15 protein-coding genes are annotated in these 16,028 nt (G+C 72.5%); 8 read left to right on the plus strand and 7 right to left on the minus strand.

What is annotated here, in order from left to right; genetic code table 11:
* The first annotated feature begins 403 nt into the window (after nucleotides 1-403).
* On the plus strand, nucleotides 404-1,297 hold the full coding sequence (locus OG379_RS22475; protein WP_405668613.1) for an alpha/beta fold hydrolase: 894 nt from the start codon (nucleotides 404-406) through the stop codon (nucleotides 1,295-1,297).
* 31 nt (nucleotides 1,298-1,328) lie between these two features.
* On the opposite strand, the gene OG379_RS22480 is transcribed toward OG379_RS22475, so the two are convergent.
* The 3 genes from OG379_RS22480 to OG379_RS22490 are packed head-to-tail and all read right to left on the minus strand — an operon-like array spanning nucleotide 1,329 to nucleotide 4,509.
* Entirely contained in the window at nucleotides 1,329-2,972 is a 1,644-nt protein-coding gene (locus tag OG379_RS22480; protein WP_405664891.1) for a transporter, read from the minus strand.
* Nucleotides 2,969-3,793, minus strand: coding sequence for an ABC transporter ATP-binding protein (locus OG379_RS22485; protein ID WP_393757686.1), 825 nt, complete (start codon nucleotides 3,791-3,793; stop codon nucleotides 2,969-2,971). Before OG379_RS22485 ends, OG379_RS22480 begins: the two co-directional genes overlap by 4 nt.
* Nucleotides 3,794-3,831: 38 nt before the next feature.
* Nucleotides 3,832-4,509: a bifunctional DNA primase/polymerase gene (locus OG379_RS22490; protein WP_405664892.1), complete on the minus strand. Its 678-nt coding sequence runs from the start codon at nucleotides 4,507-4,509 to the stop codon at nucleotides 3,832-3,834.
* A 255-nt stretch (nucleotides 4,510-4,764) separates the two neighbouring features.
* On the opposite strand from OG379_RS22490, the gene OG379_RS22495 reads away from it, so the two are divergent.
* Nucleotides 4,765-6,147, plus strand: a complete 1,383-nt coding sequence (locus OG379_RS22495; RefSeq protein WP_405664893.1) for a transcriptional regulator — start codon at nucleotides 4,765-4,767, stop codon at nucleotides 6,145-6,147.
* Between the two features lie 159 nt (nucleotides 6,148-6,306).
* Entirely contained in the window at nucleotides 6,307-7,803 is a 1,497-nt protein-coding gene (locus OG379_RS22500) for a hypothetical protein (protein ID WP_405664894.1), read from the plus strand.
* A gap of 78 nt (nucleotides 7,804-7,881) precedes the next feature.
* On the opposite strand, the gene OG379_RS22505 is transcribed toward OG379_RS22500, so the two are convergent.
* A complete protein-coding gene (locus OG379_RS22505) occupies nucleotides 7,882-9,150 on the minus strand; it encodes an ABC transporter substrate-binding protein (RefSeq protein ID WP_405664895.1) in 1,269 nt (422 codons plus the stop codon).
* A gap of 174 nt (nucleotides 9,151-9,324) precedes the next feature.
* Between OG379_RS22505 and OG379_RS22510 the strand changes: the two genes are divergently transcribed.
* Nucleotides 9,325-9,771 carry an SCO4402 family protein gene (locus OG379_RS22510; RefSeq protein WP_104788089.1) on the plus strand — a complete coding sequence of 149 codons (447 nt, stop codon included), beginning with the start codon at nucleotides 9,325-9,327 and terminating at the stop codon, nucleotides 9,769-9,771.
* Nucleotides 9,772-9,799: 28 nt separating this feature from the next.
* Nucleotides 9,800-10,699: a formyltetrahydrofolate deformylase gene (purU, locus tag OG379_RS22515; RefSeq protein WP_104788091.1), complete on the plus strand. Its 900-nt coding sequence runs from the start codon at nucleotides 9,800-9,802 to the stop codon at nucleotides 10,697-10,699.
* 4 nt (nucleotides 10,700-10,703) lie between these two features.
* Here purU and OG379_RS22520 read toward each other — a convergent pair whose 3' ends face one another.
* Nucleotides 10,704-12,005: a maleylpyruvate isomerase N-terminal domain-containing protein gene (locus OG379_RS22520; RefSeq protein WP_405664896.1), complete on the minus strand. Its 1,302-nt coding sequence runs from the start codon at nucleotides 12,003-12,005 to the stop codon at nucleotides 10,704-10,706.
* Complete coding sequence (locus OG379_RS22525) at nucleotides 12,002-12,583, minus strand: RNA polymerase sigma factor (RefSeq protein WP_405664897.1); 582 nt, start codon at nucleotides 12,581-12,583, stop codon at nucleotides 12,002-12,004. The genes OG379_RS22520 and OG379_RS22525 overlap by 4 nt, the downstream gene beginning before the upstream one ends.
* 289 nt (nucleotides 12,584-12,872) lie before the next feature.
* On the opposite strand from OG379_RS22525, the gene OG379_RS22530 reads away from it, so the two are divergent.
* The 3 genes from OG379_RS22530 to OG379_RS22540 all read left to right on the plus strand — a co-directional run bounded on the left by OG379_RS22530 (nucleotide 12,873) and on the right by OG379_RS22540 (nucleotide 14,924).
* Nucleotides 12,873-13,247, plus strand: a complete 375-nt coding sequence (locus OG379_RS22530; protein WP_393757701.1) for an STAS domain-containing protein — start codon at nucleotides 12,873-12,875, stop codon at nucleotides 13,245-13,247.
* A gap of 82 nt (nucleotides 13,248-13,329) precedes the next feature.
* Nucleotides 13,330-13,866, plus strand: coding sequence for an EF-hand domain-containing protein (locus tag OG379_RS22535; protein ID WP_405664898.1), 537 nt, complete (start codon nucleotides 13,330-13,332; stop codon nucleotides 13,864-13,866).
* Nucleotides 13,867-14,462: 596 nt separating this feature from the next.
* Nucleotides 14,463-14,924, plus strand: a complete 462-nt coding sequence (locus tag OG379_RS22540) for an ATP-binding protein (protein WP_393757705.1) — start codon at nucleotides 14,463-14,465, stop codon at nucleotides 14,922-14,924.
* Nucleotides 14,925-14,977: 53 nt separating this feature from the next.
* On the opposite strand, the gene OG379_RS22545 is transcribed toward OG379_RS22540, so the two are convergent.
* The gene (locus OG379_RS22545; RefSeq protein WP_405664899.1) at nucleotides 14,978-15,967 is read right to left on the minus strand and encodes a GlxA family transcriptional regulator; all 990 of its coding nucleotides are present in this window, start codon (nucleotides 15,965-15,967) and stop codon (nucleotides 14,978-14,980) included.
* Nucleotides 15,968-16,028 lie beyond the last annotated feature (61 nt).

The raw sequence follows: 16,028 nt of genomic DNA on the forward strand, positions 1-16,028 counted from the left end.
CCTGCTCCCCGGTGCGTCCATGACCGTGCGGGGCGTTCGAATCGTCCCGGTGGGGCCCCGCACCGCTCCGGCGGCCGGCCGGGCGATCCCAGCCGTCCGCCGTGAGCGCGGATCCGTGCGTTCCGGAACAAGGGAAGGCCCCGGCGCCCGAAGGCGCCGGGGCCGGTCCTCCCCTGCGCTGACCTGGAGCCCCGAGCTCTCGAGGTCAGTCCCCGCGGACCCCTGTCCCCGAGTGGTCCGCTTCCCGGAGAAGGTCTCCCCTGGGGAGCCGTCGTCAATCCTGAACCGCTGTCACTCAAACGTGGGATGTTGTGAGCCGGAAGCAGGTTTTCGAATAAAGGTTCGATAGTCTGGCACGCACGAACACACGGTGATCGAGGACCAGAAGGGGGTGCCAGAACCTATGGTGCGGCGCATCGATGTGACCGGATCGGACGGCGTACGCCTCGCGGCCTGGGAGTTCGCCGATCCGCCCAAAGGGCGCCCGGAGGCCGCGAACGCCCCCGGGATCTTAATGCTCCACGGGCTGATGGGCCGGGCCACGCACTGGGCCTCCACCGCCCGCTGGCTCTCCGAGCGCCACCGGCCGGTCGGCCTCGACCAGCGCGGTCACGGACGCAGCGAGAAGCCGGCCGACGGCCCGTACACCCGAGACGCCTACGTCGCGGACGCCGAGGCCGCGATCGAACAGCTCGACCTCGGCCCGGTCACCCTGATCGGGCACTCGATGGGTGCGCTCACCGCCTGGCAGCTCGCCGCGAAGCGCCCCGATCTCGTCAAGGCGCTGATCATCTGCGACATGCGGGCTTCCGCGCTCGGGGCGGCCTCGCAACGCGAGTGGGCGGACTGGTTCAACACCTGGCCGCTCCCCTTCGCGACGCTCGCCGACGTACGGAAGTGGTTCGGCGAGGACGACCCCTGGGTGGAGCGGCCCAGCCCCTCCCGCGGTGAGTTCTTCGCCGAGGTGATGGCCGAGAGCGCCGACGGCTGGCGGCCCGTCTTCTCCCAGGAGCAGATGCTGACATCCCGGGCCACCTGGGTCTACGACGCCCACTGGGAGGAGCTGGCGCAGGTGCGCTGCCCCACCCTGGTCCTGCGAGGGATCGACGGGGAGCTGGGCAGGGCCGAGGCCCAGGAGATGGTCCGCGTCCTGCCGCGCGGGCAGTACGCCGAGGTGGAGGACGCCGGCCACCTCGTCCACTACGACCGGCCGGAGGGCTGGCGCCGGGCCGTGGAGCCCTTCCTGGAGCGCCTCACCGACGGCTTCCGGGACGACCGGGAGGCCGTCAGCCCCTGATCCCGGACGCCCCGCCCCGTGAGCCCGTCCCTCAGCCCTTGCTGACCGCGGCCAGGATCTCCGGGAGCCGGTCCGCCGTGCGCGGCGCCGCAAGCCGCACGCCCAGCCATCCGATGAGCGCACCGTAGACCGCTCCCACCGGCAGCAGCAGCCACAGCTGGTCCTGACGGTCCGCCACGTGCAGCCAGATCGTCAGACCGATCACCGGACCGCTGAGCACCGCGGCCGCGACCATGCCGCCGAAGATGGAGATCCAGGCGAGCCCGGCCTGCCCCGGCACGACGTTCTTGAACGCCCCGTCCTGAGGGATCGAGTAGGGGAACAGAGCCGAAGCCAGCGCCCCCGTCGCCAGCATCGCGCCCAGCAGGGCGAACGACAGCCCCATGACCCCCGGCAGTGCCGTCCAGTCCCCGAGCACCGCCGCGGTCACCACCGTCACCAGGACCGTGTACGGCAGGGTGATCAGCAGCAGTGCCAGCGCACGCGCCCGGAGTTCGAGATAGGCGTCCCGGGTCGAGGAGACCGACAGCGCCACCATCCAGAAGGCGGAGGTGTCCTGCCCGAACTGGTTGTACATCTGCATGCCGAGCATCCCGGCCGCGAAGCACGCGAAGTAGACCGACCCGGACCCCTGCACCGCGTTGAGCACGGGCACGATCAGGCCGATCGCCAGGGCCGTCACCCAGGACGCCTTGGTCTTCGGGTCGCGTACGACATACCTCAGGCTGCGCTCCATCACCGTGCCCGTGCGCCCCTCGGGCAGCAGCGAGAAGGGGCCGGAGCGCCCGGTGCCCGCCCGGCGGGCCGACGGCTCGGCGGCGGCGAGCGTGGAGCCGTCCGGTGACGTCATCAGCTTGACCAGGCTCCGCTGCCACAACCACATCAGGCCGCCCAGCGCGAGCACCGAGACCAGCAGCTGGCCGAGCGCCGCCCCGTACGACCCCTCCGAAGCGGACCCCACGGCGCCGAGGGCCGAGGCCGGCGGCAGCCAGCGCACCACCTCCGCGACCGGTTCCAGCGAGGACAGCCCGCCCGCCCGGCCGAGGCGCTGCGCGCCGAAGTTGACGAACTGGATGCCCACCGCGATCACCAGCCCGCTGAGCACCGCGAGGTCGCGGCCCTTGCGCGAGGTCAGCAGCCGGATGTTGGCCGTGGCGACGGACCGCGCCAGCGCCACACAGACAAGCAGCGTCAGAGGCACGGCGACCACCCCGAACACCACCGCGGCGGCGCCGTGCGCCACCGCGATCACCGAGCCGAAGGCCAGGGCGAGCGTGAAGAGCGGTCCGATGCCGATCAGCGAGGCTACCAGCAGCGCCCCGATCAGAGGACGGGGCCGCAGCGGCAGCATCACCAGCCGGCTCGGGTCCAGGGTCTCGTCGCCGCTCGGGAAGAACAGCGGCATCACCGCCCAGCCCACCGCCACCACCGCGGTCAGCAGCACCACCAGGGTGCCCGCCTGGGCGTGGCCGCGGAGCGCGACCAGGCCGATCACCTGGGCAGCCGCGAACAGGAGGGTGACGACGAGCGACGCGACATAGGCGGCCCGGCGCCCGGACGACTGGCGCAGCCCGTTGCGCAGCAGCGTCAGCTTGAGCCGTACGAAGACGGGGACGATGCCCTGCCCGGGGACGGCAGGGACGGCGGAACCGGCGGGGGCGTCCAGCACGGTCATCGGGCACCGCCCAGCCAGTCCAGGGAGTCCCCGGTGTCCCGGGCGCCCGCACCGACCAGTTCCAGGAAGGCGTCCTGGAGGGAGGCCGCCTCGCCGCGCACCTCGGCCAGCGTGCCCTGGGCGCGGATCCGCCCCGCCGCCATGACGGCCACCCAGTCGCAGAGGGACTCGACGAGCTCCATCACATGGCTGGAGAAGACCACGGTGGCACCGGAGCGGGTGTAGCGCTCCAGCACCCCGCGGATGGTCTGCGCCGACACCGGGTCGACACCCTCGAACGGCTCGTCGAGGAAAAGCACTTCGGGGTTGTGCAGCAGGGCGGACGCCAGCCCGATCTTCTTCCGCATCCCGGTCGAGTAGTCCACGACCAGCTTGTGCTGCGCCCCCGCGAGATCCAGCACATCGAGCAGCTGGGTCGCCCGCTTGTCGACCTCGGCGCCCGGAAGCCCGCGCAGACGCCCGGTGTAGCCGAGGAGTTCACGCCCCGACAGCCGCTCGAAGAGCCGCAGACCCTCCGGCAGCACCCCGATCCGGGCCTTCACCTCGACCGGGTCGCGCCACACGTCGTGGCCGCCGACCTCGATCCGGCCCATGTCGGGCCTGAGGAGCCCGGTCACCATCGAGAGGGTGGTCGTCTTCCCCGCGCCGTTCGGGCCCACCAGGCCGATGAACTTTCCGGCCGGCAGCTCGAGATCGATCCCGCCGACCGCGACCTGCTCCCCGAACCGCTTCCAGAGCCCCTCGACCCGCACGGCGGGAGGTGGCGTCGCAGCCCCACCCGCCGTGTCCGTCCTGCCCGCGCTGTCCGACTGGTCCGGCATGGCACTGCCTTTCGATATCCCCACGTGTGGGGACCACCCTACGAAAGGCGTGTCCGGGCGTCGGCCGCCTCTCGCGCGCAGGCGTACGCGAGCGGGCTGATCAGCTCTTCCGCGTCGGGCAGCCAGAGATCGGCGCGGGAGGGCGGGCGGGCCCACTGCACGGCCCCGCGTCCGGCCACCCGGGTCGGCGGCGCGGCCAGGTAATGGCCCTCGCCGGCTCCCGTCAGGCCGATCGCCCCGGCGTCCCACCCGAGTTGCCGTACGAGCCCGGGTGCCTTGGCGGCCGCGCCCGGCAGGACGAAGAACAGCATCCGGCGGTCCGGGGTCCGGGTCACCGGGCCGAGCGTGAGGCCCATGCGCTCCATCCTGGCGAGGGCCAGGAAGCCGGCGGACTCCGGTACGTCCAGGGCGTCGAAGGTCCGGCCCGCGGGCAGGAGGACGGAGGACCCGGGCTGCCTGGCCCACATCCGGCGGGCCGCGGCGGCGCTGCCGGTCGCCTGGCCCGCCCAGTCCGGCCGGGTGGGATGGGCTCCGGGGGCGGCGCAGCCGGCGTCACCGCACGAACAGCGCTCCGCCCCTCCGGCGGCCACGAGCCAGGTGCCCGGGAACACGTCCCAGTGCCGTTCCTGGGCGTACCAGGCCGCGGCCTCGAGCAGCTGTTCACTCCGCTGTTGGGGGATCCGGGCGGCTTCCGTCACTCCGATGGGCTCTTCCACGCCCCGCTCAACTCCCGTCGTCACCAGGGGTTACGGGCGCGCGTGCGCCCTTCGAGAGGGATCGATCCTGCATGCGGGGCGCACGGATGCACGGTCGGGGGCGCGTGGGAGGAAACGCACCGATGTGCGGGTAACCAGGTGCAGGACTGCGCCAACTCGCCACGACTCGTACCCGATACAGATGAATATGCGCATTTCTTGTGCCGTGCCGGGCAGTGATTCCTGCACCGAATCACTGCGGTCTCAGGGGGAAATATGGCAGCCAGGCCTCTCGTCGCCCGTCAGCCGAACGAACGGCTCCAGACGCTCATCCAGGAGGCGGCGTGTTCCAACGCCGGCCTCGCCCGCCGGGTGAACATGGTCGGCGCGGAGAGAGGACTCGATCTCCGCTACGACAAGACGTCCGTGGCCCGCTGGCTGCGCGGACAACAACCGCGTGGCAGGGCCCCGGGGATCATCGCCGAGGCAATCGGCCGCAAGCTCGGCCGCACGGTCACGATCGACGAGATCGGCATGGCCAACGGCAAGAGTCTGGCGTCCGGTGTCGGCCTGCAGTTCGCGCCCACCGTGCTCGGCGCCGTCGAGCAGGTCTGCGAGCTCTGGCGCAGCGACGTGGGCCGCCGGGACCTGCTGTCCGGATCGGCGGTGGCCGCCTCCGCCCTGGTCGAGCCCAGTCGCGACTGGCTGATCACGGGCGTCGACCCACAGGTGGCGCGGACCTCCGGGAACCGGGTCGGCATGCCGGACGTGGAGGCGGTGCGGGCGATGACGGCCGCGCTCGTCGACCTCGACCACCGCTTCGGCAGCGGACATGTGCGCCCCGTCCTGGTGCACTACCTCAACAGCGTGGTGTCCGGGCTCCTTTCGGGGTCGTACCGCGAATCGGTCGGCCGGGAGCTGTTCGGCGCGGTCGCCAGACTCACGGAGCTCGCCGGGTACATGGCCGTGGACACAGGCCAGCCGGGACTGGCTCAGCGGTACTACATCCAGGCGCTGCGTCTGGCCCAGGCCGCGGGCGACCGGGCGTACGGGGGCTATGTGCTGGCCGCGTCGATGAGCCATCTCGCCGCGCAGCTCGGCAATCCGCGCGAGATCGCCCAGCTGGCGCGGGCCGCGCAGGAGGGCGCGCGGGGACGCGTGACCCCTCGGGCGGAGGCGATGTTCCACGCGGCGGAGGCGCGGGGTCACGCGCTGATGGGCGATGCCCGCACCTGCCAGGCCGCGGCGGGCCGGGCGCTGGCCGCCCTGGAGCAGGCCGACCCGGAGAAGGGCGACGACCCGGCCTGGATCACGCACTTCGACGCGGGGTACCTCGCCGACGAACTGGCGCACTGCCACCGGGACCTGGGGCAGGCCGAGCCGGCCGCGCGGCGGGCGAAGGAGGCCCTGGCGGCCCTGCCGGAGTCCCGGACCCGGCGCCGGGGCATCGGCCTGGTGCTGCTGGCCTCGGCGCAGGTGCAGCAGCGTGAGGTGGAGCAGGCGTGCCACACGGGGCTGCGGGCGATGGAGCTCCTGGGGACGGTGCGCTCCAGCCGGGGTGCCGAATATCTCGATGACCTCCAGCAGCGGTTCGAGCCGTACGCGGACGAGCCGGCGGTCCGTGAGTTCGGCGCGAGGCTGGAGCTCCAGGCCGCCTGACCGGCTCCTTCGGCGAGTTGACCATGAACAGCGCCGTGGGGGTTCCAGGTGTTACCCCCTGTGTGAAGGGGTCGTGAGGCTCTTGGGCGCTTGGCGCCGGGCTCCGGGCACCCGGTAGCGTGAGCCGACGATTCCATAGGTTCACACGTAGGAGTCCCGGTGACGCAGAGCGGACAGGGTGACGAGCCGCAGCTTCCCGCTGTACGGCACGCCCACGAAGGTGTCGTGCTGCCCGCGGAGGGCGGTGCCCCCTGGAACGCGGGGGGGCCGGCGGGCGGGCAGCCGGACCAGGCCGTCCCCGCGGGCGGGCAGCCGTGGGGCCAGCCCTGGGGGCCGCAGGCCGCGCACCAGGACGGCCCGCCACCGGGGCAGCTGCCGCCGGAGCAGCACCAGCAGCAGGGCGGGTACCAGCAGCCGCAGCACGGGCAGTACCAGCAGCCTCAGCAGTACGCGCCCCAGCATGGCCAGTACCAGCAGGATTCCTACCAGCAGCACCAGCAGCACCAGCAGCAGCCGTACGCCCAGCCCCTGCCGCCCGAGGCCGGCGCGCCCGGGCAGGGCATGGGGCAGGGCGGGGACGCGGACGCCACGCAGTACATCGCGCCCGTGCCCGGCGGTCCCCTCCCCGGGGGGCTGCCGCCCGAGCTCCCGGCGGATTCCAACCGGTACCCGGGCCGGTCCGCCGCCCCCGCGCAGCCGTCCGACGCCGACGCGACCCAGTACATACCCCCGGTTCCCGGCGGTGCCCCGTACGGGATCCGGCCGGGAACCCCGGGCGACCGGCAGCCGCCCGCGGAGTTCGACAGCCTCTTCCGCAGCGACGAGCCCGCCGGTGCCACGCAGCAGATGCCCCGCTTCGACGGGCCGCCCCAGCAGCAACGCCCCCAGCAGCCACACCAGCCCCATCCCGGCGCGCAGCAGCCGCAGGCCGCCCAGCCCTACCAGCCGGGCCTGCAGGGCTTCCACGGCGGGCACGGGGGAAACGGCCCGGAGGAGCCGGGCCAGGGCGGTGACGCGCCGCGCAGGCGGTCCGCGCACATCCCGCTGATCGCCGCCGTCGTCGTCGGCTGTGCCGTCATCGGACTCGGCGCGGGCGCGCTGATGAGCGGGGGCGACGAGACCCCCTCGGACGACAAGCAGCCGGTGGCCTCGCAGAGTTCGCCCGCGTCCGAGGCTTCCGAGAAGGCGGCGGACGACCCCGCGCAGCCCCAGGCCGTGGAGCTCGACAAGCTGCTCGCGGACAGCAACAACAGCCGCTCGGCGGTGATCGGCGCGGTGGAGAAGATCAAGGCCTGCAAGGCCCTCGACCAGGCGGTCACCGATCTGAAGGGCGCAGCCGCACAGCGCCGGGATCTCGTGACCCGGCTCGAGACGCTGAGCGTCGACCAGCTCCCCTCCCACGAACAGCTGAAGACCTCCCTGACCAAGGCCTGGCAGGCGTCGGCCGAGGCCGACGACCACTACGCCACGTGGGCGAGCCAGGCCAAGAACAACAAGAAGGTCTGCAAGGGCGGCAAGGCCGGATCGACCGACGCGACCGCCAAGGCCGCCGCGTCCAGCAGCGACGCCACGATCCAGAAGCGCACGGCCTCGGGGCTGTGGAACAAGATCGCGCAGAAGTACGGGCTGACCGAGCGCGCCCCCACGCAGCTCTGACACGGCGGCCTCCGCCCCGGTGCCCGCCGGGGGCGGAGGCCGGGGCGGAAACCCGGGAACGAGGCCGGTGAGCGTGCGTCAGCCGCCGGACCGGGCGTTCACGAGGGTCTCCGTCACATCCACGAAGCCCTTCTTCGCGGCGGTCAGACGCCCGTCGCGGACCACCTGGAACGTCACCCGCCCGTTGACGATGCGCCCGTAGGCCGCCGTCCCGACCATGTCCTGGAAGCGCCAGCGCAGGACCGGGGTGAGGCCGCCGGTGTCCACCTCGGTGCCGCGGTTGAGGCTGACGGAGATCCCGCCCGCCGTGATGTCCGGCCGGTCCATCGCCTCGACGACCGCCTTGAGCGCGGTGTACGCGATCCAGGTCGTCTGCACGCCGGTGTCCTCGGGATCGATCCGGTTGTCCCCGAAGGCGTACTTCGTGATCACGTCGCGCATCCCGTTCCAGCGGGCGTCGCCGGACGCCGGGTACCAGCCGGTGACGAGGGCCCCCTCGAAGGGGCTGTCCGCGCCGCCCGACCGGTTGATGAGGCCCTGGCCGACGCTGCCGAGCACCGACGAGATGCGCACGCCGCTGTCCTCGGGTTCGAGCCTGCGGAAGGAGTCGAAGAACGTCTCCGTGCCCTTGCCGAGCACCGCGGTCACACAGCCGTCGCCGGCCTGGGCGAGGGCCTTGGCCGCCTCGGGGTCGTACGACGTGGCCTCCTCGGCCGCGCTGATGTCGTAGGAGGCGGGGCGGTCGCTCCGGCTGAGGCTCGTGTCGAGGAGCCCGGGCATGGTGTCGCCGACCAGGGTGTCGGGCCGCACGAGCGAAACCCGCTCGCAACTGGCCGCCAACTGCTCGCCGTTGCCCGCGACGAGTGCCGGCTGACCACCGTTGACCGGGTAGGAGAGGTAACTGGTGAACTCGTCGGCGGAGGCACCGTACCCGCCGATGTACGGGATCCCGGCCGCCTCCAGCGGCGCCAGGAACGCCCGCCCGTACCTGCTGTACGAGCCGACGACCGCCGCCACGTCCTCGTCGGCCGCCCGCCGGGCACACTTCGACGCGCCGGTCGCGGTGTCCTGCTCGTTGCAGGTGAGGACCCGCAGTTCGTGGCCGTCGATGCCGCCCTCCTCGTTGATCCAGCGGGCGTAGGTCCTGGCCATGGCCGGCATGCCCGCCATGTTCACGGTGTCGGCTCCGGTGGTGTCGGGGGCCCACGTCATCACGGTGACGGGCTCCCTGGAGCCCCCCGGGACTCCAGGGAGTGCACCGCAGCCGGATATCAGCAGCGCCCCGGCCGCCACCGATGTGAGGAGCCTGTAGGGGCGGGGGGAGGTGAGGCGTCGCCGTCCGGTCATGGGCATGAACTTTTGCGGTCCACGGGTAACGCCACAGCATGCTCCGGTCGACGCAGGGTGACCTGGAGGTGAATTACGGGGGGCCGCGCACGGCACCGGCGAGGGAACGTACGATCGGCAACCGTGCAGCAAGGTTCGGAGAACACTTCCCGTCGCGGCCGTCGCTCCTCCACCATGGGCGGCATGCCGCTCAATGACATGCCGTGGTGGCGCTGGCGCAGCAACGTGCGCTCGGCGCTGCACATGCTCTCCGACCCCGTCTTCCATCACGAGTGCTGGCTGGCCGGCCGGGAAGGGTACGGCGACGTCACCGACGCCGTGTACCGCCTGGTCGAGGACACCTGGCTGGACAACTGGTCCGCCGAGAAGTACGTGGGGACGATCTTCCGCGACTCCGCCGAGGCCGCCCTCGTGGACGTCGCCGCCCTGCGGGTGCTGCGCATCATGCACCAGATAGGCGCCGACGCCCCCGTCTCCGCCTATCTGGAGCACCCGGGCTGGCAGGAGGCGGTCGTGGCCGCCCGCGAGGCCCATGTGATGCTCGCCACCAACGACGGCGAGGACCCCGACACCCCGCCGCGGTCCCTGGACGTGCTCCGCATCATGACCAGATCGGCGTGACCTGCGGAGGGTGTGGCACCCTACGGGAATGACCGCGCCGCAGCCCGCCGAATCCGTACCCGCTGCCTCGGACACCGTCGCCGAGCAGTACGTCCTCACGCTCTCCTGCCCCGACAAGCAGGGCATCGTCCACGCCGTGTCGAGCTACCTCTTCATGACCGGCTGCAACATCGAGGACAGTCAGCAGTTCGGCGACCACGACACCGGTCTCTTCTTCATGCGCGTCCACTTCTCGGCGGATGCCACGGTCACCGTGGACAAGCTGCGCGCCAGCTTCGCCGCGATCGGGGACTCGTTCCGGATGGAGTGGCAGATCCACCGGGCGAGCGACCGGATGCGGATCGTGCTGATGGTCAGCAAGTTCGGGCACTGCCTCAACGACCTGCTGTTCCGCTCCCGCACCGGTGCACTGCCGGTCGAGATCGTGGCGGTCGTCTCCAACCACACGGACTTCGCCGAGCTGGTCGCCTCGTACGGCGTCCCCTTCCGGCACATCCCCGTGAACAGGGAGAACAAGCCGGAGGCCGAGGCGCAGCTGCTGGAGCTCGTCCGGGGGGAGAACGTCGAGCTCGTCGTTCTGGCGCGCTACATGCAGGTGCTCTCGGACGATCTCTGCAAGCAGCTGAGCGGCCGGATCATCAACATCCACCACTCCTTCCTGCCGAGCTTCAAGGGCGCCAAGCCGTACCACCAGGCCCATGCGCGCGGTGTGAAGCTGATCGGCGCGACGGCGCACTACGTGACCGCCGACCTCGACGAGGGGCCGATCATCGAGCAGGAGGTCGAGCGCGTGGGGCACGGCGTCACGCCGGACCAGCTCGTCGCCGTCGGTCGCGACGTGGAGTGCCAGGCGCTGGCCCGCGCCGTCCAGTGGCACGCCGAGCGGCGCATCCTGCTCAACGGCCGCCGTACGGTCGTCTTCCCGTAGGGATTCAGAGCCGGCTGAGGGAGGCCGCGGCGAACAGGACGTCGCGGATCGCCTCGCGGTCCCCCTGCTGGCCCGCCGCGGCTTCCACCGGCAGCACATGACCGGCGACCAGCCGGCAGAACTCCACCCCGTCGAGCGCGACCTGCGCGACCGTGTGGGCGGGGGAGCCGAGGGCGGCCGGTGAGTCCAGAGCGATGTACCAGTCGCCGCCACCGCGGCCCTCGACCTCCAGGTGGAGGGAGCGGCCGGGTGATCCCGCGGTGACCAGGTGGCGGGCCGGTGCGGCCAGCCCCGTGCGGCGGCGCTCGGCCAGGGTGGCGGGCAGCAGCCGGGCGGCCAGGTCGATCATCCGGTGCAGATGGGCGGCGGCGGGCGGCTCGTAGGGGTAGTCCACCGCGTCGGCGATGTCACCGCCGTGCACCCAGCACTCGAAGGCCCGCTCCAGGAGCGAGTCCTGCAGCGGGAGGGCGAAGCCGCCGTACGGGACGGAGAGCTCCGAGACGCCGCGGCCGGCGAACGACACCGTGCGGACGAGGGAGTGACTCTGGTCACGCCAGGGCTCCCGCACGGCCCGGGTGGGCGGCCGGTGCGCGGCCGACCAGTACGCCTCGGTGCGCGCGGTCGGCGGCAGGGGCTGGTCGCCCGTCCCGAGCGGGTCGTCCAGGCCGAGGGCCTTGGAGACCAGACCGTCGACCGCCATGAGGTGGCTGATCACCCCGGCGACCGTCGTCTTGCGGTTCACCTGCCGGTCGTCCTCGAACCACTTCAGCCGCACCGGCGCGTGCCACTCCGAGTCGCCGATGTCCCGCAGCAGCGCGTCGAGCCGCGCCGTCTCCGCGTCGTACGGCGAGGCCCACGCCGGCACGGGGATGCGCGCGGGGCGCCGGCCCAGACAGCCCTCCAGCACCCGGGACCGGAGCATCGGGTCCAGGTCCAGGGTGCCGTCGCTGTGCAGCAGACCCACCGCGTCGCGCAGCCGCAGCGCCTCGTCGGCGCAGGGCGCGCACGACGTGAGGTGTTCCTCGACGGCCGCCGTCTCCTCGGCGGAGCAGGCAGTCAGGGCCCAGGCGCCGAGGAGGGACTTGAGCACGTTGTGGGGCAGCGGCGGGGCGGGCGGTTCCGGTGGATCCGGAGGGCCGGGCGGCCCCGGAGGATCGGGCGGTTCCGGTGGTCCGGGCGGCTCCGAGCCGCCGGGCCGGACCGGGGGCAGCCTTTCCCGGTCGTCCGCGGCAGCCCTCGGCCCCGGTATGCGCCGCTCGACCGGCTGCTCCCCGTCGCGGCCGCTGCCGCCGTGGCCGCCGTTCACGGCGTCGGCCCGTAGCCGGGAGGCGCCGCGCCGGCCGACGGCCGGGTGTTCGCGGTGGCGAGCAGCTGGAGTCCGAGCCGCAGCCGGCGCCTGGCCTCGTCCCCGGTGACACCGAGGTCGGCGGCGGCCTGCCGGTAGTCCCGGCGCTGGACGTAGGCGAGCTCCAGGGCGGCGCGCAGCGGCGCGGGCATGGAGGCGACGATGTAGTCGGCCCGGGCCGCGGCTGTGGCCCTGAGCACCCGGTGCTCCAGCTCCTCGGCCCGCTCCTCCGCGTGGGGCCCGTCGGCCTCGCCGTGCGTGCTGCGGATCCGCTGCACGGACCGGCGGTGTGTGAGCCGTGCCACCCAGGAGCGCATGGAGCCGTGTTTGGGGTCGTACGCGTCGGGGTTCTCCCAGACGTAGCCGAAGACCTCACGCGTCACCTGGTCCGCGGCGTCCTCGTCCTCCAGCATGCGGTGGGCCTGGCTGTGCACGAGGGCCGCGAACCGGTCGTAGAGCTCACCGAGGGCGGCCGCCTCGCCACGCGCCAGCCGCTGCTGCATCCGGCGGTCCCAGCGCGGTGGTGCGTCCTTCGCCATCCAGCCCCCAGCCCTGTGCCTCTCGTCATGCCGAATGTAGTCGGCGGCCTGGTCGGGGCACGTACCTTTGCGGCAAGTACGTCCCTCAAGTGCCGCCGAATGATAGGGAACGCTTCGCCCCTTGCCCTTTCCTGACCGGGTAAACGATCCTGAAGCGATCATTTCTGGATCAATCCTGTGCCAGGCCGGTGGGCGGAAAGGTGTTTCACGGGGCGGGTACGCGGGCAGCCGCGAGGAGGAACGGAAACTTCCGGATCCTCCGGAGCCCCGGAACGAGAGGCCGAGTCGCGTGACGCTGAAGGTGTACGAGACCGAGCAGGACGCGTGGACGGTGCTGCGGATCCACGGCGAACTCGACCTCGTGAGCTCACCTGTCGTGCGTCAGTCCGTCCACGGGGCGGTGGCCGAGGGCCGGCACGACGTGGTCCTCGACCTCTCCGGCGTCCTCTTCTGCGACTCCAGCGGTGTCAGCGTCCTGATCGCCTCCCGCCGCCTCATGAAGTCCTGCGGCGGCCGGCTGCGGCTGATCCTTCCGGCCCGCGGTGCGGTCGACGGCTCGCACGTCAACAAGGTGCTCGGCGCCCTCGGGGTGCGCCGGCTCTTCGACGTCTACCCCGACTCGGACGCGGCCACCGACGACGAGTCCCGGCCGCTCACCGCCTGAAACGCCGGACCGGCGCGAAATTGTCACACCTCTGCCGACCATCGGTGACACGTGACGCCGCTCGGCGTCGTACGCTCCCCGCATGGACAGCGCAGAGTACGAGCGCAAGATCGCCCACCGCTTCGCCGCCTTCGACCAGGACGGCAACGGCTACATCGATCGCGCCGATTTCAATGCCGCGGCGGCCCGTCTGCTCACCGAGTTCGGTACGACGGCCCGCTGCGACCGGGGCCAGTCCCTCTACACGGGCGCCGAGGCCTTCTGGCAGGGCATGGCGGGCATCGCCGACGTGGACGGGGACCAGCGCGTCACCCGGGAGGAGTTCGTCGGCGGGGCCGTGAAGCGGCTCCGTGACAACCCCGAACGCTTCGCGGAGATCGCGCGCCCCTTCCTGCGCGCGGCGATCAGGGTCGCCGCCGACACGGACCCCGAGGGCGCCGGGCCCGCCTCGGCGCCGGTCGCCGCGGTGGAACGCGCCCTGCGGGTGCTGGGCGCCGCGGACGACATCGCGAGCGTCGCGGCCCGGAGCCTGGACACCGACCAGGACGGCCGGATCGCCGAGACGGAGGCGGTCGCCGCCTTCTCCGCGTACTTCACCGTGATCGAGCCCGACGCGTAACCCGCGCGGGCGAAAGCGGTGCGCAGTCACCGCGATCGCCCGCGTCCGTGCGTCAACACGCCCAACGACATGAGCAGTTCGTGCCCTTCCGCGGCCCGGCTCGGGGTGCACCCCGAGCCGGGCCGCGGTGCGTCGTCCGGGGTGGTCGTGGCTGACCGGGGGGCGTACGGGCCGTGCGGGGCGGGTGACGCAACGCATCCGGATCGCGGGTGCGCCCCCGGGGTGAACTGTCACCGGGCGGAGTCGCGGGCCCGCGCTCGGGTACGCTCCGTTGGATGCGAGTGGTACTGGAACCGGAGGATCCGGGTACGGCCCCTGTGGCCGCCCCGGGCGGTGCGCGGTGCCCTGCTCGTGATCCACGGAGCTGCGACGGGCCTGCCGGGGACTCGGTCCCCGGGATGCCGGTGCGCTCCTGTTCGACTCTCCGCAGCACGCGTCGCACAGTATGGGCCACGCGTACTCCTTCGCGCTGGAATATGCCCGAAGCGCTTGTTGCGGTGACTGTACGTCAACCATGCTGTCTCGCAGGGGAGTCACGTTCCGTGACCCTGAGGAGGCGCTAGGCGATGTGTCCGCCGGTTCGGATGGTGTGAGCGGTGCAGGTGCTTCAGGTTCAGCTGGAGGTCGGGCCGGATCCCGCGGAAGTGGGGCGGGCCCGCAGATGGGCGCGGTCGCGGCTGATCGGGTCCGGGATGGAGGACGACGAGCCGCTCGCGGAGACTCTGATCCTGCTGATCTCGGAGCTCGTCACCAACGCGGTGGTCCACACGGGCTGTCCGGCCGTGCTGCGGATGCTGTTCGGCTCGGCGAGCCCGGCCGGTTCGGCGGGGACGGTTCGGGTGGAGGTGGCCGACACCAGCTGCCGTCCGCCCCAGCCGCGTCACGCCGAAGGTGAGGACACCAACGGCCGTGGCCTGGAGCTGGTGGACGGTCTGGCGGACCGCTGGGGCTGGCAGCCGGAGGGCGCGGGCAAGCGGATCTGGTGCGAGATCGACCGGGGCGGCCCGGTGATGGTCCCGGTGATCCAGGAGCAGCCCTGCGACCGCGCCAACGCCTGAGGCGACCGCCCGGCGGTGGGGCCGGCGCCTGAGGGCACCGCCCGGTGCGCCCCTCAGCGCCCCGGGACCGTCGAGCGGAACGTCCGCCGGTAGACCGTGGGCGACACCCCCAGCGCGGCCTGCACATGCTGCCGCAGCGAAGTGGCCGTACCGAAGCCGGCGTCCCGTGCCACCTGGTCGACCGACAGGCCCGTGGACTCCAGCAGCTGCCGCGCCCGCTCGACCCTCTGCTGGGCGAGCCACTGCCCGGGGCTCACGCCGACCTCCTCGCGGAAGCGGCGGGTGAAGGTGCGCACGCTCATCGACTCCTGCCGTGCCATGTCGCGCAGCAGGATCGGCTGGTCCAGCCGACCGAGCGCCCAGGCCCGTGCGCCGGTCGTCGTGGCGAGCCCCGCCTCGGGCAGCGGCCGCCGGATGAACTGCGCCTGACCGCCGTCGCGGTGCGGGGGCACGACGGTGCGGCGGGCGATGTCGTTGGCGACGGCGGTGCCGTGGTCGCGGCGCACGATGTGCAGGCAGAGATCGATCCCGGCGGCCACACCGGCCGAGGTCAGGACGTCGCCGTCGTCGATGAACAGGACGTCCGGGTCGACGCGGACCTTCGGGAAGAGCCGCTGGAAGTGGTCGGCCGATGACCAGTGGGTCGTGGCGGGCCGCCCGTCGAGGTATCCGGCGGCGGCGAGGACGTAGCCGCCCGTGCAGATGGAGACCATACGGGTCCCCGGCCTGATGTACGCGAGCGCGGCGGCCAGTTCGTCGGTGAGCCGGCCCTCCTCGTGGACGGGTCCGAGTTCGTACGAGGCCGGGACGACGACGGTGTCGGCGGTGGCGAGCGCCTCGGGGCCGTGCTCGGCCATGATGCTGAAGTCGGCGTCGGTGCGGACCGGGCCCGGCGGGCGCACGGAGCAGGTCACGACGTCGTACAGCCTCTCGCCGGCGCCGGGCGTCTCCGTGCTCAGTGTGCGGCCGAAGATGCGTTGCGGGATGCCCAGTTCGAAGGGGATCACTCCGTCCAGGGCGAGCACGACGACGCGGTGACACATGCGGACTCCTGCTCTCCCGCGGATGCTCTCCTGCGGATTGGGTGCGGCCGTCTCCGGCCTG

It is taken from the genome of Streptomyces sp. NBC_01166, assembly GCF_045039765.1.
GTDB lineage: Bacteria > Actinomycetota > Actinomycetes > Streptomycetales > Streptomycetaceae > Streptomyces.